Here is a 21,865-nt window from a genome sequence, read left to right as displayed (position 1 = left end):
TGTGCAACACCGGTTTGCGCGCCATGGATCAGCGCATGCGGATTATCTTCTCTCGCAAAGGGTTTGACAGCGCGGCGGGCGGTGGTCCTTCGCCGATAGTGGATGGTCGCCCGATCAGTCTGCCTATCCCGGCGGGCGCGGCGAGCCAAACGCGCTATGGCGATTTGGGGCTGGGGGATCTGGTCTTTGCGGCGAGCAAGGGGAAGCTCGGCGCAGACGATCTGTGCCATCACGATCCGATGTTTCGGCAGGATGGCACATGCTGGTTCGGCCAATGCGGCGCGGCGCAAACCCATCTGGAGCGGCAGGGCGTTGGCCTGGGCGATGTGTTCGTGTTCTTCGGCCTGTTTCGTGAAGAGCACGCAGACGGCACACGAGGCGATCCTCACCACCGAATTTTTGGATATTTGCGCGCAGAAGAGATGGTGGCGCTGACTGAAAGCGTCCCAAGCGAATTTGCTGACGAGGGGCATCCCCATGCTCTCGCGATGCACGGCTCCAACGATGTGATTTGGCGCGGGGAAGGCCGCATGGCAAACCATGCGAGCGATGCACTGCGACTGACGCTCACCGGCGCTTCGCCTAGCGTTTGGAGAAGGCCCAAATGGCTAAAACGCGGCGGCCTATCCTATCACGACCGGCCATCGCGCTGGGCCAAGCGCGGCCAATTGCAAAGCGTTGCGCGCGGTCAGGAATTCGTCGCCGACATCGGGCGTAGGCAGGCCCCGCGCGAATGGCTGGAGCGGGTTATCGCTGAGATAAATAGGTCTTGATAATGGCCGAGAAATCTTTGCTGCCATTGCCCGCGCCGTCGAAATCTTCATAAAGCGCAGCCGCGCGTGAGCCCATGGGAACCGCGCTATCCGAAGTGTCTGCCGCATCCATTGCGAGGCGCAAATCCTTCAGCATCAATGCCGTGGCAAAACCGCCTTCATAATCATTGTCAGACGGGCTTTGCGGGCCGACGCCGGGGACCGGGCAATAGCTGGTCATCGACCAGTTTTGGCCCGATGAAACCGAGGAAATATCGTAGAAGGTTTGTGGGTTTAACCCAAGCTTTTCAGCCATCGCAAAGGCCTCGCATGTGCCCGCCATATGCACGGCGAGCAGCATGTTGTTGCAGATTTTTGCCGCCTGACCATTGCCGGCATCGCCTGCGTGGATCACGGCTTTGCCCATCGCGGAAAGGATCGGCTCTGCGCGGTCAAACGCGGCCTTTGTACCGCCGACCATAAAGGTCAGCGTGCCGCCATTCGCCGCGGCAATCCCGCCCGATACGGGCGCATCGACCATGTCATAACCGGCCTCTGTGGCGAGTCCGATCACTTCGCGAGCCGTCGCAACATCGATAGTTGAGCAATCTAGGAAAACCGCGCCAGCGGGCGCTGTGGCGATCACATCTGCGGTGAAAACCGATTTCACGATGGCGCCATTGGGAAGCATGGAAACAACCGCCTCGGCACCGGCACAGGCTTCAGACGCGCTGGTGAAGGCCTTGCAGCCCGCGTCTTTTGCAGCGGCCAATGCGGCTTCGCTAAGGTCAAAGGCCCGCACATCATGGCCCGCCTTCACCAGGTTCGCGGCCATCCCGCCGCCCATGTTGCCGAGGCCGATAAAGGCGATTTTCATGTTTCTCTCTCCCTCATGCGAGTTGATCAAAAAGGAGCAACCCACCCAATGCGGCCGCTACGACGCCGCCAATTCCGTAGATCCAGCCTTCGAACGAATTGCTGATTGCCCAAAGCTGGTTCTCGCTGGGCTGTCTCATTTGCCAGATCGCAATTACACTCGTTCCGAGCCCTCCGAACAGTAGAGCGAGAGCTGCGATCAGCGCCCCTTCCACACGCCCTCACGCTTTTCGATAAAGGCGGCCATGCCCTCGGCCTTGTCCTCGCTCGCGGTGAGGATTTGGAAGATGCGGCGCTCAATAATCAGGCCCTGATCAAGCGTCATTTCAAACGCGGCGTTGACCATTTCCTTATTCGCGATCGCGGCCATTGGCGGCATGCTCGCGATGGTGCTTGCGGATTTCAGCGCATCGGCCAGCAGGTCCGCCTGAGGCACGACCCGAACGATCAGGTTCGCGCGTTCGGCTTCTTCCGCGCTCATCATCCGGCCCGTCAGGCACATTTCCATGCTCTTTGACTTGCCGATGGCGCGGGTGAGGCGCTGCGATCCGCCCATGCCGGGAGCCACGCCGAGCTTAATCTCAGGCTGGCCAAACTTCGCATTGTCGGACGCAATGATGAAGTCGGCCATCATCGCCAGTTCGCACCCGCCGCCCAGCGCAAAGCCGTTAACCGCCGCGATCCACGGCTTGCGGGTCTTTTTCACGATCTCGGATGTCCAAGGCGAAAAGAAATCGTCGAGATAGAAATCAGCCGCCGCCTTGTCCGACATTTCCTTGATGTCTGCGCCAGCAGCGAACGCCTTCTCGCCAGAACCGGTAAGCACCGCGCACAGCTGGCTGTCATCGGCCTGATAGGCTGCGAACGCCTCAGTCAATTCTGCGAGCACCACCGAATTGAGCGCATTCAGCGCCTTAGGCCGGTTGAGCGTCATCAGCGTGACGCCGGTGTTGCCCTGCGCATTGGTTTCGACGGTGATGGTTTCGTAGCTCATAGGGGTTTCCATTCCTCGTTTTCGGGGAGGGGAGCAAAGATGCTCTCAATCAATTCATCGCTGACCTCTTGCGGGGTCGCCGGATCCCATTTGGGATCATTGGTTTTATCGGTGATCACCGCGCGAACGCCCTCGGCAAAGTCGGGCCGGGTCAGCACGCGCGATGCGATGCGATATTCCATCCGCATATTGTCAGCAAAATCGGTCAGGCCCGCGCTGTCCGCCAATTGCCGCAGCGCCACTTTGCAGGTCTGCGGGCTCTTGGTGCCCAGAGTATCGCGCTCTTTCGCGGCCCAATCCGCGCCGCCATTCTCATCGGTCTCGATCTCTGCCTCTAAGCTGGCGAGGATCTCTTCATAGCTGTCGCTGGCGAAATGCTTGGCAATGCGCAGGGCGTTCTTCTCAATCCGCGCATCGGGCGGCGTGCCCACAGGTTCAGACAGAATGCCCGCGATCCGTCCTGGCCGCTCAATGATACGCGCTTTCAGGTCTTCAAGCATGTCGCTCGGCACGTAATGCGTCGCAAGTCCGGTCCATACGCATTCTGCGCCGTCGAGCCGCGCGCCGGTGAGCGCAAGGAATTGGCCGATCCGCCCGCCAAGCCGAGAAAGATACCAGCCGCCGCCCACATCAGGGAAAAGGCCAATGCCGGTTTCGGGCATGGCAAAGCGGGTGTTTTCGGTCGCCACGCGGAATTTCGCAGGCTGAGAAATACCGACTCCGCCGCCCATCGTGATGCCGTCCATGAAGGCCACAATCGGCTTTGCATAGGTGAACATCTGATGGTTGAGCTGATATTCGTCGTGAAAGAACTTGCGGCCCGATGCGCCGCCATCATTCAGCGCAGAATCCCGCAGGAACGCGATATCGCCGCCCGCGCAAAACCCGCGTGTGCCCTCTACGTGGTCGAGGATAACCGCCTCAACCGTGTCATCATTGGCCCACTCGGACAGAGCAGCGCTGATCGCGTGGCACATCTCCAGCGTTAGCGCGTGCAGCGCCTTGGGCCGGTTCAGTGAAATATGGCCGACAGCGCCGGTTTTGCGGGTGAGGACGTCTTGAGTCATTAGCAACTTTCTAAACGCGAAATTGGATCTATTGGCGCAGCAGATCGCGGCCAACGATCATGCGCATCACTTGATTGGTGCCTTCGAGGATCGAATGCACGCGCAGATCGCGCCAGAACCGTTCAATCGGGTAATCCTTGAGATAGCCGTAGCCGCCGAACAATTGCAGCGCATCGTTGACGACTTTGCTGCCATTGTCGGTCGCCAGCCGTTTGGCCATCGCGGAAAAGCGCGACTTGTCCGGCGCATTGTCGGTGACCTTGGCCGCCGCCAGATAAAGCAGCGCGCGCGCGGCCTCCAGATCGGTCGCCATGTCAGCCAGCATGAACTGCGTGTTTTGAAAATCGGCAATCGGCGTATCGAATTGCTTGCGATCCTTGGTGTAGGCAATCGCCTCATCGAGACAGCGCTGCGCTCCGCCAAGTGAACATGCGCCAATGTTCAGGCGTCCGCCGTCGAGCCCCATCATGGCAAAGCGGAAGCCTTCGCCTTCATCGCCGACCCGGTTCGCGACGGGGATGCGCGCGTCTTCGAAGATGACCTGAGCGGTGGGGGAGGCATTCCAGCCGAGCTTCTTCTCAGGCGCGCCGAAGCTGACGCCCGGCGTGTCTTTATCGATGACCAGGCAGGTGATGCCTTTGGTCTTGTGCTCACCCGTGCGTACCATGGTGACATAGATATCGTTGACGCCGCCGCCGGAAATAAACTGCTTCGTGCCGTTGAGGACGTAGTGGTCGCCGTCCAGCTTCGCATTGGTTTTGAGCGCGGAAGCGTCTGATCCGCTGCCCGGTTCTGTCAGGCAATAGCTGGCGATTGTGTCCATCGTGACGAGATCGGGGAGGTAGCGTTCTTTCAACTCCTGCCCGCCGAATTCATCAATCATCCAGGCGGCCATATTGTGGATCGAGATGAACGCGCTGGTGGTGGGGCAACCGTATGCCATCGCCTCCATGATCAGCGCCGCCTCAAGCCGGCCAAGCCCGATGCCGCCGCTTTCTTCTGAGACATAGATCGCGCCAAAGCCCAGCTCTGCGGTGCTCTTGATAACGTCTTTGGGGAAGTGATGTTTCTCGTCCCATTCGCCAGCAAACGGCGTGATGTTATCGGCGGTGAAACGCTGCGCCATTTCTTGGATGGCGAGTTGATCTTCGGAGAGTTGAAATTGTCCAGTCATGGGTCATCTCCTACCCCGCTTAAGGGCGCGAGAAAAGGCGTGATCGGCTGCGAATTTTTGTGAGCCCATGCAATTTTTTGTAACTATTTGCTCGCCGGCACGTAACTATCGGTATGACCCAGACAAAGCCTAAGCTGTTGATCGTGTACAATGCCGATGGCGGCATCCTGAATGCGTTGGTCCATGCGGTGCACAAATCCGTCTTTCCCGCGACCTATCCGTGCTCTCTATGCGCGGTAACGTATGGCACCGTGTCGATGCGCAAGGTTTGGCGAAAATTCCTCGATGGGCTGGACATGGAGAAGGTGTTTCACCACCGCGATGATTTCGCCGCTGACTATCCGGCACATGAATTTGCACTCCCCGCCCTTTTTATCCGTGAAGACGAGGGCCAACCTGAGCTGCTGCTAGGGCCAGAGCAATTGGACGAGATGACCCATGTGGCAGAGCTGATCGCGGCGCTGGAGCTGGCTTTGTCGCGCCGGACTAAAGATGAGGCAGCTTAGTCTTACTAGAACCAAGCCAGCCGCTTCATCCATCCTTTAGGCCGTTTCAGCGCTGGCGTCTGAAACCCATCAATCAATAACAGCCTCAGCTTCGATCTCGACCTTCCATTCCTCACGGCACAGCCACGCGACACCGGCCATGGTTGCGGCCGGTGGGTTCGCGCCGAAGAAGCGCGCGTGCACCTCGCCAACCGCGCTTTGATCGGCGGGATCGGTCAGCAGCATCCGGGTGCGCACAACATCGCTCGCGCTGCCGCCCAAATCCTCTATCGCTTTCACGATGAGGGTGAGACAGCGCTCGGCCTGCTGCGCGGCCCCACCTGGCGTTGTCTCGCCGTTGTCCTCAATCGGGCCGGTGCCTGCGACGACGATGCGATTGCCTTCTCTAACCGCGCGGCAAAAGCCGAACTGTGCTTCGAAAGGTGAGCCGGAGGACGTGCGTTGACGCGTCATTATGGGGTTTCCTGTTGCAATTCGCCTGTGCCCAGAACTTCGCGATTGAACCTCTCGCCAAGCTTGGCCGTGTCATTGCCCGGATACCAGCGCTGTGACCCGATCCCCTTGTGCCATGCGGCGAGCTCCACCAACGTGCCTTGCGCGGATGGGACATCGGGTGCAGCGAGAAACGCGGGATCGGCGAAGGCTTCGTCGGCGGTGATAATAGTCCAACCCTTTGCCTTCAGCGCGTTGACCAAATCGCCAATGAACATTGCCGATAGGCCGGTTTCATGCAGCAGCATGTTGTGAGCAATCGGGCGGCCATAGGTCTCGCGGGCAAGGCGGTCATAGAACTCGGCGGCCTCAACGTGGCTCTCCACGAAAATCCGACCCGCCGCTGCCAAATCGAAGGGTTCGCCGCTGCGCTTGGCGCGGTTCAATTCGTTGTCGGTAAACCAGTCTGAGGCGTCTACCGTCGGGCTGGCATTAAGCAGCCCGCGCGTTTTCAACGCCGCGCGCACGGCGTCGCGCTTGGCCACATCATCGCGGCCCTCGTCGAGATAGGGATAGCGGAACCAAGGGCGGTAGCCGGGCCGGTCCTTGAGCCATGCGCCCGCAAGGTCGATCTCTGCAATGTACGCGGAGGTTTCAGTTTGCGAGAGGCGCGGGTGCCCCGCCGTATGATTGGCGATCACGTGCCCCGCGGCAACATAGGCGGCGATGCGCTTTTCCGCGCCGGGCCGCTCAGCAATCTTGGCTGGGTTGAGGAAGAACGCCGCCTGAGCAACACCTGCCTTGCGCAATTGTGTGATCAATCGCTCAGTACGTTCGTCTTCATGGAAAAACGCGCCGGGATGACGCGGCGTGTCATCAAATGTCAGCGCAATCCGTTTGTCGCCGATCGCTTGCGCTTCGGGCGCTTCCTGCGCTGCGTTCGGGCTCGCACAATTGGCGAGCAATATGCCCAAGAGAGCCAGAAGGCTCGCCTTCACGATCTGGGCCATGCTCACCGTCATTCGCACCGCTTGCGCGGCATCGGCGTGCCCGCTTGCTCGCCGTCCGCATCAACGGGCGTCAGAATATCGCCGCCATCGGTTAGCGTCAGCCGCGTTCGCTCTGTCCAGCTCTCGCCTTCGCCAGACATAGACAGCTCAACCACCACTTGGTTGGCGTTCTCCACCTCGACGCTCTCCACCTCGCCGACGCTTTCGTAGAACATCAGATCGCTGGCGGTGACTTCGAGGCGAAGGTCGAAGTCAGGCGCGCAGCTGCCCTCGATATAATCCCAAGCGCCGCGAAATTGCTCTGGGATTGCCGCGACCGGCGGAGGCGTGGGCGCTTCCGATGCGGCTGCTGGCTCAGGCGATGCAGCAATAGGCGCAGCGGGCGCTTCGCCGTCCGCCGCCATGCTTTCCTCCGCGCTCTGGTCCGCTGGCGAGCAGGACGTCAGAACCACAGCAATGGATCCAATCAGCAGTCGCATCAGCTTACCCCATGGTTGGAATGACAAAGGCGTTCCCACCATCAGGCGAGCCATCGGGCCAGCGCTGGGTGACTTTCTTGACCTTCGTCCAGAATTTCAGCCCCTCCATTCCGTATTGGTCTGTGTCGCCAAAGCCAGAGCGTTTCCACCCGCCAAAACTGTGATAGCTAACGGGCACGGGGATTGGCACGTTGATACCAACCATCCCGACATTCACACGGCTCGCGAATTCGCGCGCGGCGTGGCCATTGCGGGTGAAGATCGCGACGCCATTGCCATATTGGTGGTCGCTCGGCAGGCGCACAGCCTCTTCAAAATCATTGGCCCGCACGATCTGCAGCACGGGGCCGAAGATCTCTTCCTGATAGCTTTCCATTTGCGGCGTGACCCGGTCGATCAGGGTGGGGCCAATGAAGAAGCCTTTCTCATGGCCCTGCAAAGTAAACCCGCGGCCATCGACCACGATTTCGCCGCCTTCGCGCTCCGCCGTGTCGATCCAGCCCTCGACCCGCGCCTTGTGCTCTGGCGTCACAACCGGGCCGTAATGTGCATCAGGATCGTTCGAGACGCCAATGTTAAGCGCATGGATCGCTGGGATCAGCTTCTCTTTTAGGCGTTCGGCAGTGTCTTCGCCCACTGGCACAACCACAGGCAGCGCCATGCAGCGTTCCCCGGCTGAGCCAAAGGCCGCGCCCGATAGGTCATTCACGACCTGATCAAGGTCCGCATCCGGCATCACAATGCCGTGGTTCTTCGCGCCGCCCATGGCCTGCACGCGCTTACCGGCGGCAACGCCGCGTTTGTAGACGTAATGCGCAATGTCGCTGCTGCCGACAAAGCTTACCGCGCTGATATCTTCGTGGTCTAGGATTGCATCGACCATTTCTTTGTCGCCGTGCACGACTTGCAGCAGACCCTCTGGCGCGCCGGCCTCAACGAACAATTCCGCGAGGCGAACCGGCACAGATGGATCGCGCTCCGACGGCTTTAGGATAAATGCATTGCCAACCGCGATGGCCATACCGAACATCCACATCGGGATCATCGCGGGAAAGTTGAACGGGGTGATGCCTGCGCCAATGCCCAGCGGCTGACGCATGGAATAGACATCAATGCCTGGCCCCGCGCCCTGGGTGTATTCGCCCTTCAAGACCTGCGGAATGCCGCAGGCAAACTCGATCACTTCCAGCCCGCGCTGAACATCACCCTTGGCATCGTCGATCACCTTGCCGTGTTCGGAGGACAACAGCTCTGCCAGCTCCTGCATATTCGCCTCGATCAGCTCTTTGAACTTGAACATCACGCGGGCGCGCTTTTGCGGATTGGTCGCCGCCCATCCTGGCTGCACTTCCTTCGCGGTCGCCACGGCTTTTTCGAGCAGCGCTGCATCGCCCAGCACAACTTCGGCCTGAATCTCGCCGGTTGATGGGTTCCACACTTGGTGCTTACGAGCGGCAGCGGTGTTTGGTCCGCCAACCATGAAGTGATCAATCTGACGCATGGGGTTGGATGCTCCTCTATTGACCGATCAATTGCAGCTCGCCGCGCGCCGCGCAAGCTTAGCACGCCTCACAAAACTGCTGGGAATTCTCGGCCCCAGATTGCGACACGATCTGTCTTGCGGTTGTGCCTTTGTGAAATTTTGTGCACCCATATTGCGCAATGCATCTGTTCGACGCCCTTGTGGTGGTGCACGTCATCGCCGGTACGATTGGCCTGGTGGCCTTTTGGGTGCCGATTGCCGCGCGCAAGGGGGCCCGCCCGCATCGCAAATGGGGCCGCATCGCTTGCTATGGCTTTATCGGAGCGGGCGCTCTCGCAATCGCAATGGCGCTGCTGTCGCTTTATGGCTCAGAGCAGCGGATACCTTCTATTACCGACCGGGAGCTGTTCGCGGGCCTGTTTGGCTGGATGATGCTCTATCTCGGTTTCCTGACGATAGGCTTTGCGGATTATGGCCTCGCGACCGTGCAGCACAACCGCGATCGCGCGCCGCTCAGGGGCCTGCGTTATCAAGCGGTGATGGCGGCGGTGGTCGTGTCGGCCCTGTGGTGCGGATATTTCGGCTTTCGCGTTGGCCACCCGCTGATGGTCCTGGTCGCGGCGGTGGGGCTGGTCGCCATGGTGCTGCAAGAGCGGTTTGTCTGGCGCAAAGAGACCGCGCGCGGCGATTACGTTGGCGAGCATTTTCGCGCGCTGATCGGCATGGGAATTTCCGCCTACACCGCGTTTCTTTCGGTCGGTCTGATCCGCCTGGTGCCCGATCAAGTGTTCAACCCCGCAATCTGGGCCGGGCCGAGCGTGATCGGCGTAGGGCTAATCATCTACTTCACTGTGCAAGTGAACCGAAAGCAGGCCGCGAGGGCCTAGCCTTCGCAGCGTGCACGCATGTTGACGGCCCGGTGATCCTGGTGTTTACCGCGCGGCGCTCAATGCGGGTGTAGCTCAATGGTAGAGCAGCAGCTTCCCAAGCTGACGACGAGGGTTCGATTCCCTTCACCCGCTCCAGCGCAATCGATCAAATCTCGGTTATGATTTCGCCTAACGGCAGCCGCGATTTCGGCAGAGCGGCGTTAAAGTCGCTCTCGGCGTGGTAGCCGAGCGAAACGATGCACAAGCTGCGCAGGCCCTTTTCTGCAAAGCCAAATTCCTCATCGAGTGCATCGCAATCAATGCCCTCCATGGGCGTCGTATCCAATCCAATGGCGGCGGCGCCGAGCATAAACTGGCCGATGTTCAGATAGGTCTGCCTGGCGTTCCATTCTGCGAGCTTGCCAGCATCGCGGTTCATATTGATGAACATCTTGCGGACATCGTCGGTCTGCTTGGCCAGCGCGTCTGGGTCTGACGCAAAGCGTCCATCCTCGTCCTCCACCTCGAGAATGCGGGCGAGAAACTCATCGCTCAGCTCGGTGCGCGATGCAAACACCACGGCTGCGCCTGCGTCCATGATCTTTGGCGTGTTGAAATCGTAGGGGCCTTCAGTGCCTTTGGCGACGCGCTTCTTACCCTCCGGCGTGGTTGCCAGAATGAAATGCCAAGGCTGAGCGTTGGTGCTCGACGGGCTGAACTGCAGCAATTCGCGAACCTTTGCCAAGTCCTCACTAGAGATTGGGCGGCTCGCGTCATATTCCTTAGTGGTATAGCGCGCCTTGGCTGCTTCCAGAATTGTTGATGCTTGAGCGAGCGGGGTAAGTGCTGCTTTTGCCATTGTCGATTTGGTCTCCAAGATTTGCGTCCACCGCTGCCTGCGGCGGTGTTCCTGACAGTAACTTGTAGAGGTTGCGGCTGGTTCCAGCACGCAGCGCGCCGAGCGAGATTTTGCCCTCGCGCAGCTATGCGGATCGCCTGATCAATCACCAATCCCAACTGTTGGCGCGATTTCCCAATCATGCGCAATTCGCATTTATCTGCGGTTCATCTTAATGTCTGAGATCCGCAGAACTCTGCCGTTTTTTAAGTTTGGCACGGCTCCTGCAATGTTGTTTTCATCCAGCGGGATCGCCCCGCCAGATACGAAACAGACCCAAAGGAGACTACAAAATGTTCGCTACCGAAACCAACAACGCCGTCCTCGCAGCCGTATTCTCGCTGACAATTTCTGCCGCTCTGTTCGCCACCGCGATCATCCCAGCCAGCCCTGCTCTCTTCGCTTAACAGCGCCAACTCATTCAAAGGAATTCAATCATGTACGCCGACGCCAACAACACCACGATCCTCGCAGCCGTCCTCTCCGTCGCCATCTCAGCCGTTCTGTTCGCAGGCGCGATCGTTCCAGCCAGCCCCGGCCTTTTCGCTTAAGACGCCTGTTCGCATGATCCCGGGCCGATAAGGCCTTAAGCAAGCGCCCGGTCTCAATATTGGAGACTGGGCGGCAAAGAAGCGCAGTTTACGGGTAAACCGCCGGACGTTTCGCCATCATCGCGGCCACGCTTTCGCCGAATTCACTCGATTTCAATTGCGCCGCGAAAATCTCACCTTCGATATTCATACATTCGGTGATCGCCTCGTTCTGAGTGCGCACCAGCGCTTTCGAATGCCGCATCGCATTCGGCGCAGCATTGGAAACCAATTGCGCCAGCGTTTGGGTTTCCGCCGCAAACATATCATCCTCAAACACGCGTGAGACCAGCCCCATGCGTAGCGACTCTTCAGACGTCAGCGTGCGCCCGGTCATGAACACATCGTTCGCCGCCGCCATGCCGATGATCGCTGGCAGCAGCATCGAAGACGCCGCCTCTGGCACCAGCCCCAGCTTTACGAATGGAGCGGCAAACGTCGCCGAGGTCGCGCAATAGACCAGATCGCAGTGCAGCGTCAGCGTCAGGCCAACGCCAATCGCGGGGCCATTGACCGCAGCAATCAGCGGCTTTGGACAATCCTTGATCGCATGGAGAAATTGCACAACCGGCGGCAGCCCATCGCCGCGCGGGCCCATCGCGAAATCTTGTAAATCATTGCCCGAGGTGAAGTAATCGCCAATTCCGGTGAACATCAAAGCGCGCACGCCGTCGTCGCTGGCGTAATCGTTCACCGCATCAGCCATCGCCTGATACATATCCTGCGTGATCGCGTTCTTCTTTTCCGGGCGGTTGAAGGACACCGTCGTCAAACGCTCGGCGGTTTCAATGCGGATATGGTCGGTCATTGGGTCGTTTCCTGAATGCGGTTTCGCGATTGTCCTTGGCGCAGGTTCTGCGCGCTCGCAAGCCTGAGCGACATAACACTCGCTGGCGAAACCGCAGCGGCATGGCTAGGGCGGGGTGATGGACTCGTTTCTCTTTGCCATGCTGCTGGTGTTTGCGATTGCGCTGGGCGGACGTGATCAGTTGATCATCGCGCAGTTTTCTGAAGTGCAGGAGCGCAATATCGGATTGCTGATCGCGGGCGGCGCCTGCGCCGTGATGAGCGCAGGCGTGATGGCTTATGCCGGGTCGACCATGGCCGCAATCCTGCCCCCGCGCGCGGCCGATATGTTGGTTGCCTTCGCGCTTGCCATTGCCGCGTTCGAGCTGTGCTGGCGGGTGAAAGTCAAACCGATGAAGGAGCCGACCCGTTCCTACATCGCGATTGGAGCGGTTTTGCTAGCGCGCCAAATCGGGGATGCGGCGCGCTTTGCGATCTTCGCGCTCGCGGCGGAGGCAGTCTATCCGACCACAGCTTTCATCGGCGGGGCGATAGGCGGGATTGCCGCGATTGGGCTCGGTTGGACATTGGGTTTGTGTCAATTGCAGCGATTTCCGCTGCGCACCCTCCGGTTTGCATTGGCCCTTTGTTTGATTGTTGCGGCTTTGGTGATTGGTTTGAACGCTCGTTTCACATTCCTGTGATCGACCCAAACGATTACTGCAATTTGGATATTCTCGGAACCGATTGCGCACCCTAACCATTGTTTAGGTGTAACTTTTCGACGCGCCGCGAACATATTCAGGCGCCCAACACGAGAACAGGAGAGCCCCCCATGCTCGACCCAAACAGCAATTCGAAAACCGCAATGGTAGCAGCAATCAACGGCCTGCTGGCCGACCACTTCGCACTCTATGTAAAGACGAAGAACTTCCACTGGCACGTGAAGGGACCACGTTTCCGCGACCTCCACATGTTGTTCGACGAACAGGCCATCGAAATCCGCGACCAAATTGACGCTATCGGTGAGCGCGCCCGGAAATTGGGCGGCGACACGATCACATCGGTCGGGATGATTGCGCAGCACACACAGGTCAAAAATCAGGACAGCACCACGCTGACCGCCGAGGACATGATCACCGAACTGCGCGATGACAACGCAGCAATGGTCGAGCGTCTGAAATCAATGAAGGACACCGCCGAGCAGGCAGGTGACAACGCGACCGACGGACTGATCGACGATTGGACCGACATGGCCGAAGAGCGCGTCTGGTTCCTCAATTCGATCTTAGGGTAGTCTTTTGCGATAACGTGCTGGCGTCATTTTTGGAGCAGACGTTATTCAGCACGAGATTGCATGAGAATACATATGCGATGGGCCGTTTCCGCTAGCCGGGAGCGGCCCTTTTGCTATGCGGGCGTTATGAAAGCACAGATCATTGAAGACGCCACGGCTGAGGCCATCGCGGAATTTGTCGCCGCGCAGCTTAGCGATGCGCTCGCCTCAACCCTTAATGGTGCGGGCGACCTGGCGATTGCTATCACCGTGCCGGGCGGCTCGACCCCGTTTCCGATATTCGAGGCGTTGGTTCGCCATCCGCTCGATTGGTCGCGCATTATCGTGTGGCCCAATGACGACCGGATCGTGGCGGAGGACCATGCGGCCTCCAACACCGGCAAATTGCGCAACATTTTTGAGCCGGTTAGTGCCCAGGTCGTTGCTTTGCCAGATGCGCAGGAACCGCCGCATTTTGCGCTGGCGTGGCTGGGTATGGGAGCGGATGGTCATATCGCTTCGCTGTTCCCGAACACTGATCCGCAGGTCGACGACGCGCAGCTTATACGCCGTCTGACTCCTGATCCACTCCCGCCAGAGGCTCCGTTTGATCGGATCACGCTGACCATTCCAGCTTTGCTCAACAGCGGGCAGGTGATGTTCACGCTCGGCGGTTCGGCGGACAAGCGCGCCGTGTTTGAGGCAGCCCTTGCCGGTGAGCACGACCTGCCGGTTGCGCGTTTGATTGGCGCAGCGGGCGAGCAGGCGCTAACCTGCTTCGCATGAAGCTGACCGGACTGATACCTGCGGCGCTCCACCGGGCAGCGCTGCCGCTGGCGCACAAGGTGCGGCATCGCTGGCGCGGTTTGACGAAGCAGCCTTTGGCGGGCTGCTCGGTCATCATCACCGACTTTAATGGCAATTTGCTGCTGCTGCGGCACAGTTACGGCCCGCAAGGTTGGGCGCTGCCCGGCGGAGGGCTGGGCAAGAGCGAAGACGCAAGCGAAGCGGCGCTGCGCGAGGTGCATGAGGAGCTGGGGCTGAAGCTCAACTCCGTCACCCTCATCGGCACAATCGAAGAGGTGATGTCAGGCGCGCCGCATACGGCCTATCTGTTCGCTGCGATTTGCGACGACCGCCCGCAGCCGGACCAGCGCGAGGTGCTGGAGGCGCGGTTCTTCCCGTTGCATTCGTTGCCAGAGCCGCTGAACGAACGAACCCGCACACGCCTCGAGTTCTGGCGCGCACAGAAGGGTGCTGGTCGCACTGACGCTGGCTAAAGCAGCGACAATTGCGCGGTGTCTTTGGGCGGCGATTTGTCTTCTACGCCTTCCAGATTGGACAAGGTCAGCCCCATCAGGCGGATCGGCAACCTCAATGGCAAAGCCTCATCGAGCAGCTCCCTGCCAACCTCTGCAAACTCTTCTCTACTCGCGACCCAATCAGGCAAAGATTTCGAGCGCGTCATCGACTGAAAATCGGTGTATTTCATTTTCAGGGTTACCGTGCGTCCGCGCGCCTTGGCGTTCTCAATCCGCTCCCACACAATGTCGGTAATATTGGCCAGGGTCTCGCGCAATTGCGCACCGCTGGAGATGTCCTCGCTGAAAGTCCGCTCTCCGCCGACAGACTTGCGTTCCCGGTGAGCGCGCACAGGCCGCAGGTCGATGCCGCGCGCGGCGCGGTAGAGATAATCGGCAAAGCTGCCGAAATTCTCGCGCAGAAATGTGATGTCTTTCGCGGCCAAATCCGCCCCGGTCGCAATGCCGAAACGCTTCATTTTCTCCTCCGCCTTTGGCCCGACCCCATGAAACCGGCGGATCGGTAGGCCAGCGACAAAGTCCGCGCCTTCGCCTGGCCGGATCACGCACATGCCATCGGGCTTGTTCTGATCACTCGCAATCTTGGCGAGGAACTTGTTGTATGAAATACCCGCGCTCGCGGTCAGCGCGGTCTTGGCCTTGATCTCTTGCCGGATCAGCTGAGCGATGCGGGTGGCCGAGCCTATGCCGAGCCGGTCCTCGGTCACATCCAGATAGGCCTCATCCAGGCTGAGCGGTTCGACATGCGGCGTGTGATGCTCAAACACTTTGCGGATCGTCCGGCTGGCCTCTTTGTACGCATCAAAGCGGTGGCGCACGAAGATGAGATCGGGGCACAGGCGCTTGGCCGTGACCGATGGCATGGCGCTGCGCACGCCAAACTTGCGCGCTTCATAGCTGGCGGCTGCGACCACGCCGCGCCCGCCAGAGCCGCCCACCGCCACTGGCTTTCCGCGCAGCTCAGGGTGATCGCGCTGTTCAACGCTGGCAAAGAACGCATCCATATCGACATGGATGATCTTGCGCAGGCCAATTGCCTCGTCGCTTTCCCCGCCGCTTCCTGCGCTGTCTTCCATCGCGCTGTAATAGGGGATCACTTGGGCAAGCGAAACCTTCGCAATCCTCAACAAAAACTGAGCTCTACAAAATCGCTGCTTTCTTTCTTGCACGCTTGCGCGCAATGACGGCTTACCATGTCAACAACCACTGCCGCCACTGCTCCCAATGCCTTGGGTGAGCGCGAGATGATCGTGCTGATGGCGCTGCTGATGAGCCTGCAGGCGTTTGGCATTGACGCAATGCTACCCGCTCTTGGAGAGATCGCGAGCGACTTTGACGCCGATGGCAATGACCGTCAGCAAGTGATCGGCGCATATTTCCTTGGCGCCGGCGTGGGCGCCTTGTTCCCCGGCATGTTCGCAGACCGGTTTGGCCGCAGGCCGGTGCTCGCGGTGTGTCTGTTTGCCTATATCAGCCTTTCCATTGCCTGCGCGTTGGCGACCAGTTTTGATATGCTGATTGTGATGCGCCTGTTGCAGGGATTTAGCTGCGCCGGGCTCAGCGTTGTACCCGCGGCGATTGTGCGTGATCAGGTGGGCGGCGACCGCATGGCTCGGCTGATGAGCCTCATTATGATGATCTTTTTGATCGTCCCAATCATTGCCCCTGCAATCGGGCAATTGATCCTAATATTCGCCGGGTGGCAGGCGATTTTTTTGGCAATGGCTGTGGCGGGCACGCTGGTTGCTGGGTGGATGTGGGTGCGCTTGCCAGAGACATTGACGGAGGAAACGCGGCAGAAAATCGACCTACCGACCGTTGCGCGAAACATGGGGCAGGCGCTGCTTAATCGTCAGGCGATCGGGTATGTCATCGGCAGCGGGCTGGTGTTTGGATCTCTGTTTGGCTTCCTCAATTCCTCGCAGCAATTGATCGGCGAGGCGTTTGGCATGGGCGAATATTTCGCGCTCATTTTCGGCGGCGCTGTGCTCGGCATGGTGGCGGCCAATTTTACGAATTCGCGGATCGTCGAACGGTTCGGCGCGCGCCGCGTCAGCCACACTGCGCTGTTCCTATTTATCGCCGCCTCCTTGCTACAGCTATACTCGGCGAGCAGCGGCGCGCAGACCGTGTGGCAATTTGTGCCAATCCTCAGCTTTTCGATGGCCATGCTTGGCTTTGTCGGCGCGAATTTCAGTTCAATCGCTATGCAGCCATTTTACCACATATCGGGCGCGGCCAGTTCCGTTCACGCATCTTTGCGGATGACGCTGGGCGCGGTCTTGGGCATTGCGATTGGCAAGTCTTATGACGGAACAGCGGTGCCGCTGGCGATAGCAATGCTGGTCTGTTCTTTGCTGTCGCTGGGCATCGTGTTGTTCAGCGAGCGGGGCAGGCTATTCACGCGGCCAAATGGGTGAGTGAAGCAATTGTTCTTGCATGCCCCTTCGCCGGCGATCAGATCAGTGAACCTTTGACCTATCCAGTTCCACAACGATCGCGGTCGAAACGTCCGGCTTTGATATAGGGCCAAGCGATTTTTACTTAACCGTAATTAGTTTTATCTAGTCAAACCGTGCATTTTTTGGAGAAGACTGATGCGCGAACTGATTCTTGGTATGGTACTTGTCCCGACAGTAGGTCTGGGTGTGTTCTTTTTCCCATCAAGCGAGCCTGCCAAGGTCTATCCTTTGACCAAACAAGAGGCTGTGCGCCTGCTTGATGGTTCAGACAATAAACTTAAGCGCGTTAAGCTGGGCGGTTGGAGGCCATATTCCTACAGCCCTAACCCGGGTCTTGTTGAGTACATTGATCGCAAATCGGGATCAGATGCTGTTTGTATCGCAGAACTTACCACTGTCCGTTCTGAGGGTGTGAACGTCGAAGTATCCTGCCCTGGCGCACAGTTCGAAGGGAAACTCGCAGCTCACAAGAAAGCGGTCGCCGAAATCGCTTTGCGTGAAGTGGTTGATGCCACGCTTTCAAGCCGCCCATTGGATCAGACCCTAGTGAACGAAGCCTTTGCAAAACTCGATCTGGACAGTTTGGCGAAGGAAGAAGTGTTGGTGCTGGAAAGTCAGTCACAATTTGGCAATAAGCCGGCCAATGTGGGCGAGCAAAATCGCCTAGACGCGCGGGAAACCTACGCAAATCACTATAATTCAGAAGGTGATGGCGATGGTGGCTGGAGCGCGGATGGTGCGTTCAACGCGCTCGAAGACTAGTCGGCTCGCGATCCGTTTCGAGACGCCGCCAAGCCAGCTCTGCAAATTCGCACAACAGCGGCCGCGTGTCGCGCGGGTCGATAATGTCCTCGACATTGAAGCGCTCCGCGCTGCGGAAGGGTGAGGTGACTTTGCCCAATCGCGCCTTGATCTCCTCCAGCATGGCGGCGGGATCATCGGCTGCCTCCAGCTCAGATTTATAGGCAACCTCCAGTCCGCCCGCGATGGGCAGGCTGCCCCAATCGCCCGAGGGCCAGCAATAGCGATATTGGAATTTGTCGGCGTTGCTCATCGCGCTGCCCGCGATCCCATAGGCCCGGCGCATCACAATGCTGGCGAGCGGAACGCTGGCCTTATAGATCGCGTTCATCGCCTGTACGCCATAACGGATCGTACCCGCCATTTCCGCCTCGCGCCCGATCATAAAGCCGGGATTGTCGACGAGGTGCACGATCGGCAGGCGGAATTGGTCGGCGAGTTTCACGAAGCGTTCGACCTTTTCAGAGGTCTTCGCCTCCCACGACCCGCCAAGATAGCTCGGATCGCTCGCCACCACGGCAACGGGGTAACCGTCGAGCCGGGCAAGCGCGGTTATCGCGGCGCGGCCCCAATTTTTGCCAATTTCAAACACCGTGCCCGTATCCAGGATCAGGTCCATCGCGCGGCGCATGGAGTACACCTGCTTGTCATCGCGCGGCACCAGCGAGAGCAGCGCCTCCTCGCGGCGGTCCACCGGATCGCTCGGGTGCGCGCGGCGGGCGTGCTGGCCGACGTGTTCGGGCATAAAGCTGAGGAAATGGCGCGCGCGGGCAAAGGCTTCGGCTTCGCTTGCGACCTCATCATCGACCACGCCGTTGCGTGTGTGAATATCGACGCCGCCGAGGTCTTCCTTCGCCTGCGCATGATCGGCGGAGCCCTTGTAGCTTTCACCCAGCCCATCCACCACGGCGGGGCCAGCGGCGAACAATTGCGAGAGGCCGCGCACCATGATCGAGTAATGGCTGGCGACAATGCGGGCCGCACCAAGGCCGGCCGTTGGACCAAGCGCGAGTGCGACGACGGGGACAGTGTCGAGGTTCTCGACCACATCGCCCCAGCCGGGAACAGCGGGGATATAAGTCGCGCCGATTTGCTCCAGCGTTTTGACGCTGCCGCCTCCGCCAGTGCCGTCGATCATCTTGACGATGGGGAGCTTCAGCTCGTGCGCCATCTTCTCCGCCTGCACCATCTTGCGCGAAATGCCCGCATCCGCCGCGCCGCCGCGAATGGTGAAATCATCTGCGGTCGCGACGATGGGGCGGCCATTGACGGTCGCTTTGCCGAACAGGAACGGGGCAGGGGTGACGCCGGTCAGATCGCCGTTTTCGTCATAGCGGGCCGCGCCTGCAATCTTACCAATTTCGCGGAAAGAGCCGGGATCGCACAGCGCAGCCAGCCGCGCGCGGGCGTCCATCTTGCCCCGGCCATGCTGGCGCGCGACTTTGTCTGGCCCGCCCATTTCGTCAGCCAGCGCCTCGCGTGCGCGCAGTTCTTCGAGTTCTTTGGCCCAGCTCATCCCGATTCCCACTCCCCTTTAGGGGAGGGGGTTAGGGGGTGGGGAAAGTGTGCGCAATGGTTCCTGCAAGCCCCCTCTCCGCTGCGACTAGGCAGCACGCTGCCAAGTCTCACTGCCTCTCCCCTAAAGGAGAGAGGTTGGAAGGACGATCAGTCCTCCGCGGCTGGCTCCACCACGCACAGTACAGCCTCGACCTGAACCTGCGCATCTTGGCTGGCGGAAAGCTCGGTGACGGTCCCATCAAACGGCGCAGTGAGCGCATGCTCCATCTTCATCGCCTCCAGCACCATCAGGCGGTCGCCCGCTTTGACTGTCTGGCCTTCGCTTACATCAACGGCGATAACCTTGCCTGGCATGGGAGCGAGGATCGCGCCGTCTGCGGCGGAAGTGCCTGTCCCACCTTCGGTTCGCGGGAGCGAAATTTTGAACATGTGCCCGCCAATGCTGACGAACTGCGCATGAGGTTCGATACAGTCTCTGAATCCGTGCTCAAAATACTGCCCTTTGGGTGTTGGGTCGTATTGGAACGCTGTCACCTCGCCGTTAACTGCCAGTCTGAATTCCTGCTGTTGCACCCTATTTAGGCGAACACCGATTAAGGGTTCTGCTTTTGGATCGAATTGGCCAAAGCCGGTGGTTTCTCGCACAAACCAATGAAGCGCATCACTCAAGGCGTGATCGCTCAACTCGGGTTGTGCGGTCAGTGCTTCCTGCTTGCGCTCAATCAAACCAGTATCGAGATTGGCTTGCACGACGTCTTCATCGCGAAGCAAACTAACTAGGAAAGCGAGATTGGTCTTTATGGGCCAGATTGACGAATATTCGAGCTCCACGGCGAGGGCCTCGATTGCCTCTTCCCGCGTTTCACCAAGGGAAACTACTTTGGCGATCATAGGGTCATAAAATGGCGAAACATTTGCCCCCTCCTTGACGCCCGTTTCGATGCGCGCATCGCCACAGAAATCTAGGATATCCAACCGCCCCGTACTCGGCAAGAACCCCTTCGCTGGATCCTCCGCATAGAGCCGCGCTTCAATCGCGTGGCCGTTGATGCTCAGCTCGTCCTGCTTCAGCGGAATTGGCTCGCCGCTCGCGACGCGCAACTGCCATTCGACCAGATCTACACCGGTAATCTCTTCTGTCACCGGGTGCTCGACCTGAAGCCGCGTGTTCATCTCCATAAAGAAGATGCGGTCCGCGCGTAGGCCTTCGCTGGCATCGGCGATAAACTCAATTGTGCCTGCGCCCTCGTAATCGACCGCTTTTGCGGCGCGTACGGCGGCGGCGCAAATCTCTTCGCGGGTGGCTTCGTCCATGCCCGGCGCAGGGGCTTCTTCGATCACCTTTTGGTGGCGGCGTTGCAGCGAGCAATCGCGCTCAAACAGGTGGACGACATTGCCGTGGGTGTCGCCGAACACCTGCACCTCGATATGGCGGGGCGAGGTGATCCACTTCTCCAGCAGCACCTCATCATTGGAGAAGCTTGCCTTGGCCTCGCGCCGGCAGCTTTCCAGATCAGCCGCGAAATTCTCTGGCGCATCGACCTTGCGCATGCCCTTGCCGCCGCCGCCTGCAACCGCTTTGATCAGCACAGGGTATCCAATCGCGTCCGCCTCTTTGGAAAGGCGCTCGACCGACTGATCTTCGCCGAGATAGCCCGGAGTGACCGGCACGCCCGCATCCATCATCAGCTGCTTGGCCGCATCTTTCAGGCCCATCGCGCGGATGCTGTCCGGCTTTGGCCCGACCCAGATCAGGCCCGCGTCGATCACGGCCTGCGCGAAGTCGGCGTTCTCTGACAGAAAGCCATAGCCAGGGTGGATCGCCTCGGCTCCGGTTTCTTTCGCCGCGGCAATGATCTTGTCGCCGATCAGATAGCTTTCGGCAGCGGGCGAGGGGCCGATATGCACGGCCTCGTCGGCTTGGCGCACATGCAAAGCCTTGGCATCGGCATCGGAATAGACCGCCACTGTGGCGACCCCCATGTCCCTAGCGGTGCGGATGATGCGGCAGGCGATTTCGCCGCGATTGGCGATAAGGAGTTTGCTGATCATTGCGGCACTTCCGGCGCGCCAATGGCATCACATTCGTCAGATGGGATTACGGAAAAGCTGGTGTTGGCCACTTTCCATCCGTCATTGTCCGTCATCGCCATACTCAGTGAATTGAACCCGCAATGGGTTGTCTCACCATCCATCAAAAAGCGATAAGGCCCCCAGACATGCGCCATGTTCCCATCCACATTAATCGACGAAATGGTCATGCGTTCATCAACTTTTGCGTTGGAGCTTTCCCAAACTGCCAAGTGATCAGTTACGGGTACCGCCACAATCGTGGGGAAGGCCGGGCGCATGCGGTCATGGATGAATATTGTGCCTTCGGGCAGCATCATCTCTCTAAGCGCGGTTTTGTCCGGGTTGCGAATGGCGTCAAAAAACTGCTCCGCGGCAAAGGTAACCTCGCCTTCTGGAGAGAGATCGTCCTGCGCTGCGGCGCTCGGTGATACGGCAAATGCTGCTGCCGCTGCGGCGATAGAGAAAAGTGTGCGTTGCATGAAGCGGTGGCTACGCTT

24 protein-coding genes and 1 tRNA gene are annotated in these 21,865 nt (G+C 59.3%); 11 read left to right on the top strand and 14 right to left on the bottom strand.

All coding sequences use genetic code 11. The features are described from left to right. The first annotated feature begins 35 nt into the window (after window positions 1–35). Window positions 36–773, top strand: coding sequence for an Nmad3 family putative nucleotide modification protein (locus AC0V6V_RS06055; RefSeq protein WP_486166247.1), 738 nt, complete (start codon window positions 36–38; stop codon window positions 771–773). Here the strand turns inward: AC0V6V_RS06055 and mmsB are convergent. From mmsB to AC0V6V_RS06035, 4 genes are all read right to left on the bottom strand, one after another. After that, a complete protein-coding gene (gene mmsB / locus AC0V6V_RS06050) occupies window positions 748–1,629 on the bottom strand; it encodes a 3-hydroxyisobutyrate dehydrogenase (RefSeq protein WP_486164544.1) in 882 nt (293 codons plus the stop codon). The genes AC0V6V_RS06055 and mmsB overlap by 26 nt on opposite strands. 198 nt (window positions 1,630–1,827) lie before the next feature. After that, entirely contained in the window at window positions 1,828–2,622 is a 795-nt protein-coding gene (locus AC0V6V_RS06045; RefSeq protein WP_486164543.1) for an enoyl-CoA hydratase-related protein, read from the bottom strand. Next, window positions 2,619–3,689 (bottom strand): enoyl-CoA hydratase/isomerase family protein, encoded by a 1,071-nt coding sequence (locus AC0V6V_RS06040; RefSeq protein WP_486164542.1) that lies wholly within the window; start codon window positions 3,687–3,689, stop codon window positions 2,619–2,621. Before AC0V6V_RS06040 ends, AC0V6V_RS06045 begins: the two co-directional genes overlap by 4 nt. Before the next feature lie 28 nt (window positions 3,690–3,717). Further along, on the bottom strand, window positions 3,718–4,863 hold the full coding sequence (locus tag AC0V6V_RS06035; protein ID WP_486164541.1) for an acyl-CoA dehydrogenase family protein: 1,146 nt from the start codon (window positions 4,861–4,863) through the stop codon (window positions 3,718–3,720). A 113-nt stretch (window positions 4,864–4,976) separates the two neighbouring features. Between AC0V6V_RS06035 and AC0V6V_RS06030 the strand changes: the two genes are divergently transcribed. Then, a complete protein-coding gene (locus AC0V6V_RS06030) occupies window positions 4,977–5,369 on the top strand; it encodes a hypothetical protein (protein ID WP_486164540.1) in 393 nt (130 codons plus the stop codon). 69 nt (window positions 5,370–5,438) lie between these two features. Here AC0V6V_RS06030 and AC0V6V_RS06025 read toward each other — a convergent pair whose 3' ends face one another. The 4 genes from AC0V6V_RS06025 to AC0V6V_RS06010 are packed head-to-tail and all read right to left on the bottom strand — an operon-like array spanning window position 5,439 to window position 8,791. Then, a complete protein-coding gene (locus tag AC0V6V_RS06025) occupies window positions 5,439–5,822 on the bottom strand; it encodes a RidA family protein (RefSeq protein WP_486164539.1) in 384 nt (127 codons plus the stop codon). Beyond that, complete coding sequence (locus AC0V6V_RS06020; protein WP_486164538.1) at window positions 5,822–6,811, bottom strand: polysaccharide deacetylase family protein; 990 nt, start codon at window positions 6,809–6,811, stop codon at window positions 5,822–5,824. The genes AC0V6V_RS06025 and AC0V6V_RS06020 overlap by 1 nt, the downstream gene beginning before the upstream one ends. 8 nt (window positions 6,812–6,819) lie before the next feature. Continuing rightward, on the bottom strand, window positions 6,820–7,290 hold the full coding sequence (locus tag AC0V6V_RS06015; protein ID WP_486166246.1) for a hypothetical protein: 471 nt from the start codon (window positions 7,288–7,290) through the stop codon (window positions 6,820–6,822). 4 nt (window positions 7,291–7,294) lie between these two features. Next, entirely contained in the window at window positions 7,295–8,791 is a 1,497-nt protein-coding gene (locus AC0V6V_RS06010) for a CoA-acylating methylmalonate-semialdehyde dehydrogenase (RefSeq protein ID WP_486164536.1), read from the bottom strand. 161 nt (window positions 8,792–8,952) lie between these two features. Between AC0V6V_RS06010 and AC0V6V_RS06005 the strand changes: the two genes are divergently transcribed. Together AC0V6V_RS06005 and AC0V6V_RS06000 are read left to right on the top strand one after the other, a co-directional pair. Then, window positions 8,953–9,660: a hypothetical protein gene (locus tag AC0V6V_RS06005; RefSeq protein ID WP_486164535.1), complete on the top strand. Its 708-nt coding sequence runs from the start codon at window positions 8,953–8,955 to the stop codon at window positions 9,658–9,660. 64 nt (window positions 9,661–9,724) lie between these two features. Next, a tRNA-Gly gene (locus tag AC0V6V_RS06000) sits at window positions 9,725–9,798 on the top strand. A 10-nt stretch (window positions 9,799–9,808) separates the two neighbouring features. On the opposite strand, the gene nfsB is transcribed toward AC0V6V_RS06000, so the two are convergent. Further along, window positions 9,809–10,501 (bottom strand): oxygen-insensitive NAD(P)H nitroreductase, encoded by a 693-nt coding sequence (nfsB, locus tag AC0V6V_RS05995; protein WP_486164534.1) that lies wholly within the window; start codon window positions 10,499–10,501, stop codon window positions 9,809–9,811. Window positions 10,502–10,977: 476 nt separating this feature from the next. Between nfsB and AC0V6V_RS05990 the strand changes: the two genes are divergently transcribed. Continuing rightward, window positions 10,978–11,091 (top strand): enoyl-CoA hydratase, encoded by a 114-nt coding sequence (locus tag AC0V6V_RS05990; protein ID WP_486164533.1) that lies wholly within the window; start codon window positions 10,978–10,980, stop codon window positions 11,089–11,091. Window positions 11,092–11,179: 88 nt separating this feature from the next. Here AC0V6V_RS05990 and AC0V6V_RS05985 read toward each other — a convergent pair whose 3' ends face one another. After that, on the bottom strand, window positions 11,180–11,938 hold the full coding sequence (locus tag AC0V6V_RS05985) for an enoyl-CoA hydratase-related protein (protein ID WP_486164532.1): 759 nt from the start codon (window positions 11,936–11,938) through the stop codon (window positions 11,180–11,182). Between the two features lie 118 nt (window positions 11,939–12,056). Between AC0V6V_RS05985 and AC0V6V_RS05980 the strand changes: the two genes are divergently transcribed. The 4 genes from AC0V6V_RS05980 (at window position 12,057) to AC0V6V_RS05965 (ending at window position 14,472) form a co-directional block, all read left to right on the top strand. Then, entirely contained in the window at window positions 12,057–12,620 is a 564-nt protein-coding gene (locus AC0V6V_RS05980) for a hypothetical protein (protein WP_486164531.1), read from the top strand. Between the two features lie 131 nt (window positions 12,621–12,751). Further along, window positions 12,752–13,213: a Dps family protein gene (locus AC0V6V_RS05975; protein ID WP_486164530.1), complete on the top strand. Its 462-nt coding sequence runs from the start codon at window positions 12,752–12,754 to the stop codon at window positions 13,211–13,213. Window positions 13,214–13,339: 126 nt separating this feature from the next. After that, on the top strand, window positions 13,340–13,978 hold the full coding sequence (locus AC0V6V_RS05970) for a 6-phosphogluconolactonase (RefSeq protein WP_486164529.1): 639 nt from the start codon (window positions 13,340–13,342) through the stop codon (window positions 13,976–13,978). Beyond that, entirely contained in the window at window positions 13,975–14,472 is a 498-nt protein-coding gene (locus AC0V6V_RS05965) for an NUDIX domain-containing protein (RefSeq protein WP_486164528.1), read from the top strand. Before AC0V6V_RS05970 ends, AC0V6V_RS05965 begins: the two co-directional genes overlap by 4 nt. On the opposite strand, the gene dinB is transcribed toward AC0V6V_RS05965, so the two are convergent. Then, entirely contained in the window at window positions 14,469–15,590 is a 1,122-nt protein-coding gene (gene dinB, locus AC0V6V_RS05960; protein WP_486166055.1) for a DNA polymerase IV, read from the bottom strand. The two genes, AC0V6V_RS05965 and dinB, sit on opposite strands and share 4 nt — an antisense overlap. 117 nt (window positions 15,591–15,707) lie before the next feature. Here dinB and AC0V6V_RS05955 point away from each other — a divergent pair, with 117 nt between their 5' ends. Together AC0V6V_RS05955 and AC0V6V_RS05950 are read left to right on the top strand one after the other, a co-directional pair. Further along, window positions 15,708–16,934 carry a multidrug effflux MFS transporter gene (locus tag AC0V6V_RS05955; RefSeq protein WP_486164527.1) on the top strand — a complete coding sequence of 409 codons (1,227 nt, stop codon included), beginning with the start codon at window positions 15,708–15,710 and terminating at the stop codon, window positions 16,932–16,934. A 177-nt stretch (window positions 16,935–17,111) separates the two neighbouring features. After that, window positions 17,112–17,738, top strand: coding sequence for a hypothetical protein (locus AC0V6V_RS05950; protein WP_486164526.1), 627 nt, complete (start codon window positions 17,112–17,114; stop codon window positions 17,736–17,738). Here the strand turns inward: AC0V6V_RS05950 and AC0V6V_RS05945 are convergent. The 3 genes from AC0V6V_RS05945 to AC0V6V_RS05935 all read right to left on the bottom strand — a co-directional run bounded on the left by AC0V6V_RS05945 (window position 17,719) and on the right by AC0V6V_RS05935 (window position 21,847). Further along, window positions 17,719–19,293: an acyl-CoA carboxylase subunit beta gene (locus AC0V6V_RS05945; protein WP_486164525.1), complete on the bottom strand. Its 1,575-nt coding sequence runs from the start codon at window positions 19,291–19,293 to the stop codon at window positions 17,719–17,721. The two genes, AC0V6V_RS05950 and AC0V6V_RS05945, sit on opposite strands and share 20 nt — an antisense overlap. Before the next feature lie 149 nt (window positions 19,294–19,442). Further along, window positions 19,443–21,347 (bottom strand): acetyl/propionyl/methylcrotonyl-CoA carboxylase subunit alpha, encoded by a 1,905-nt coding sequence (locus AC0V6V_RS05940; protein ID WP_486164524.1) that lies wholly within the window; start codon window positions 21,345–21,347, stop codon window positions 19,443–19,445. Further along, window positions 21,344–21,847, bottom strand: coding sequence for a nuclear transport factor 2 family protein (locus tag AC0V6V_RS05935; RefSeq protein ID WP_486164523.1), 504 nt, complete (start codon window positions 21,845–21,847; stop codon window positions 21,344–21,346). Before AC0V6V_RS05935 ends, AC0V6V_RS05940 begins: the two co-directional genes overlap by 4 nt. Window positions 21,848–21,865: the final 18 nt, after the last annotated feature.

It is taken from the genome of Erythrobacter sp. S249, from assembly GCF_057364975.1.
This window is presented reverse-complemented; position numbering and strand designations above follow the sequence as displayed.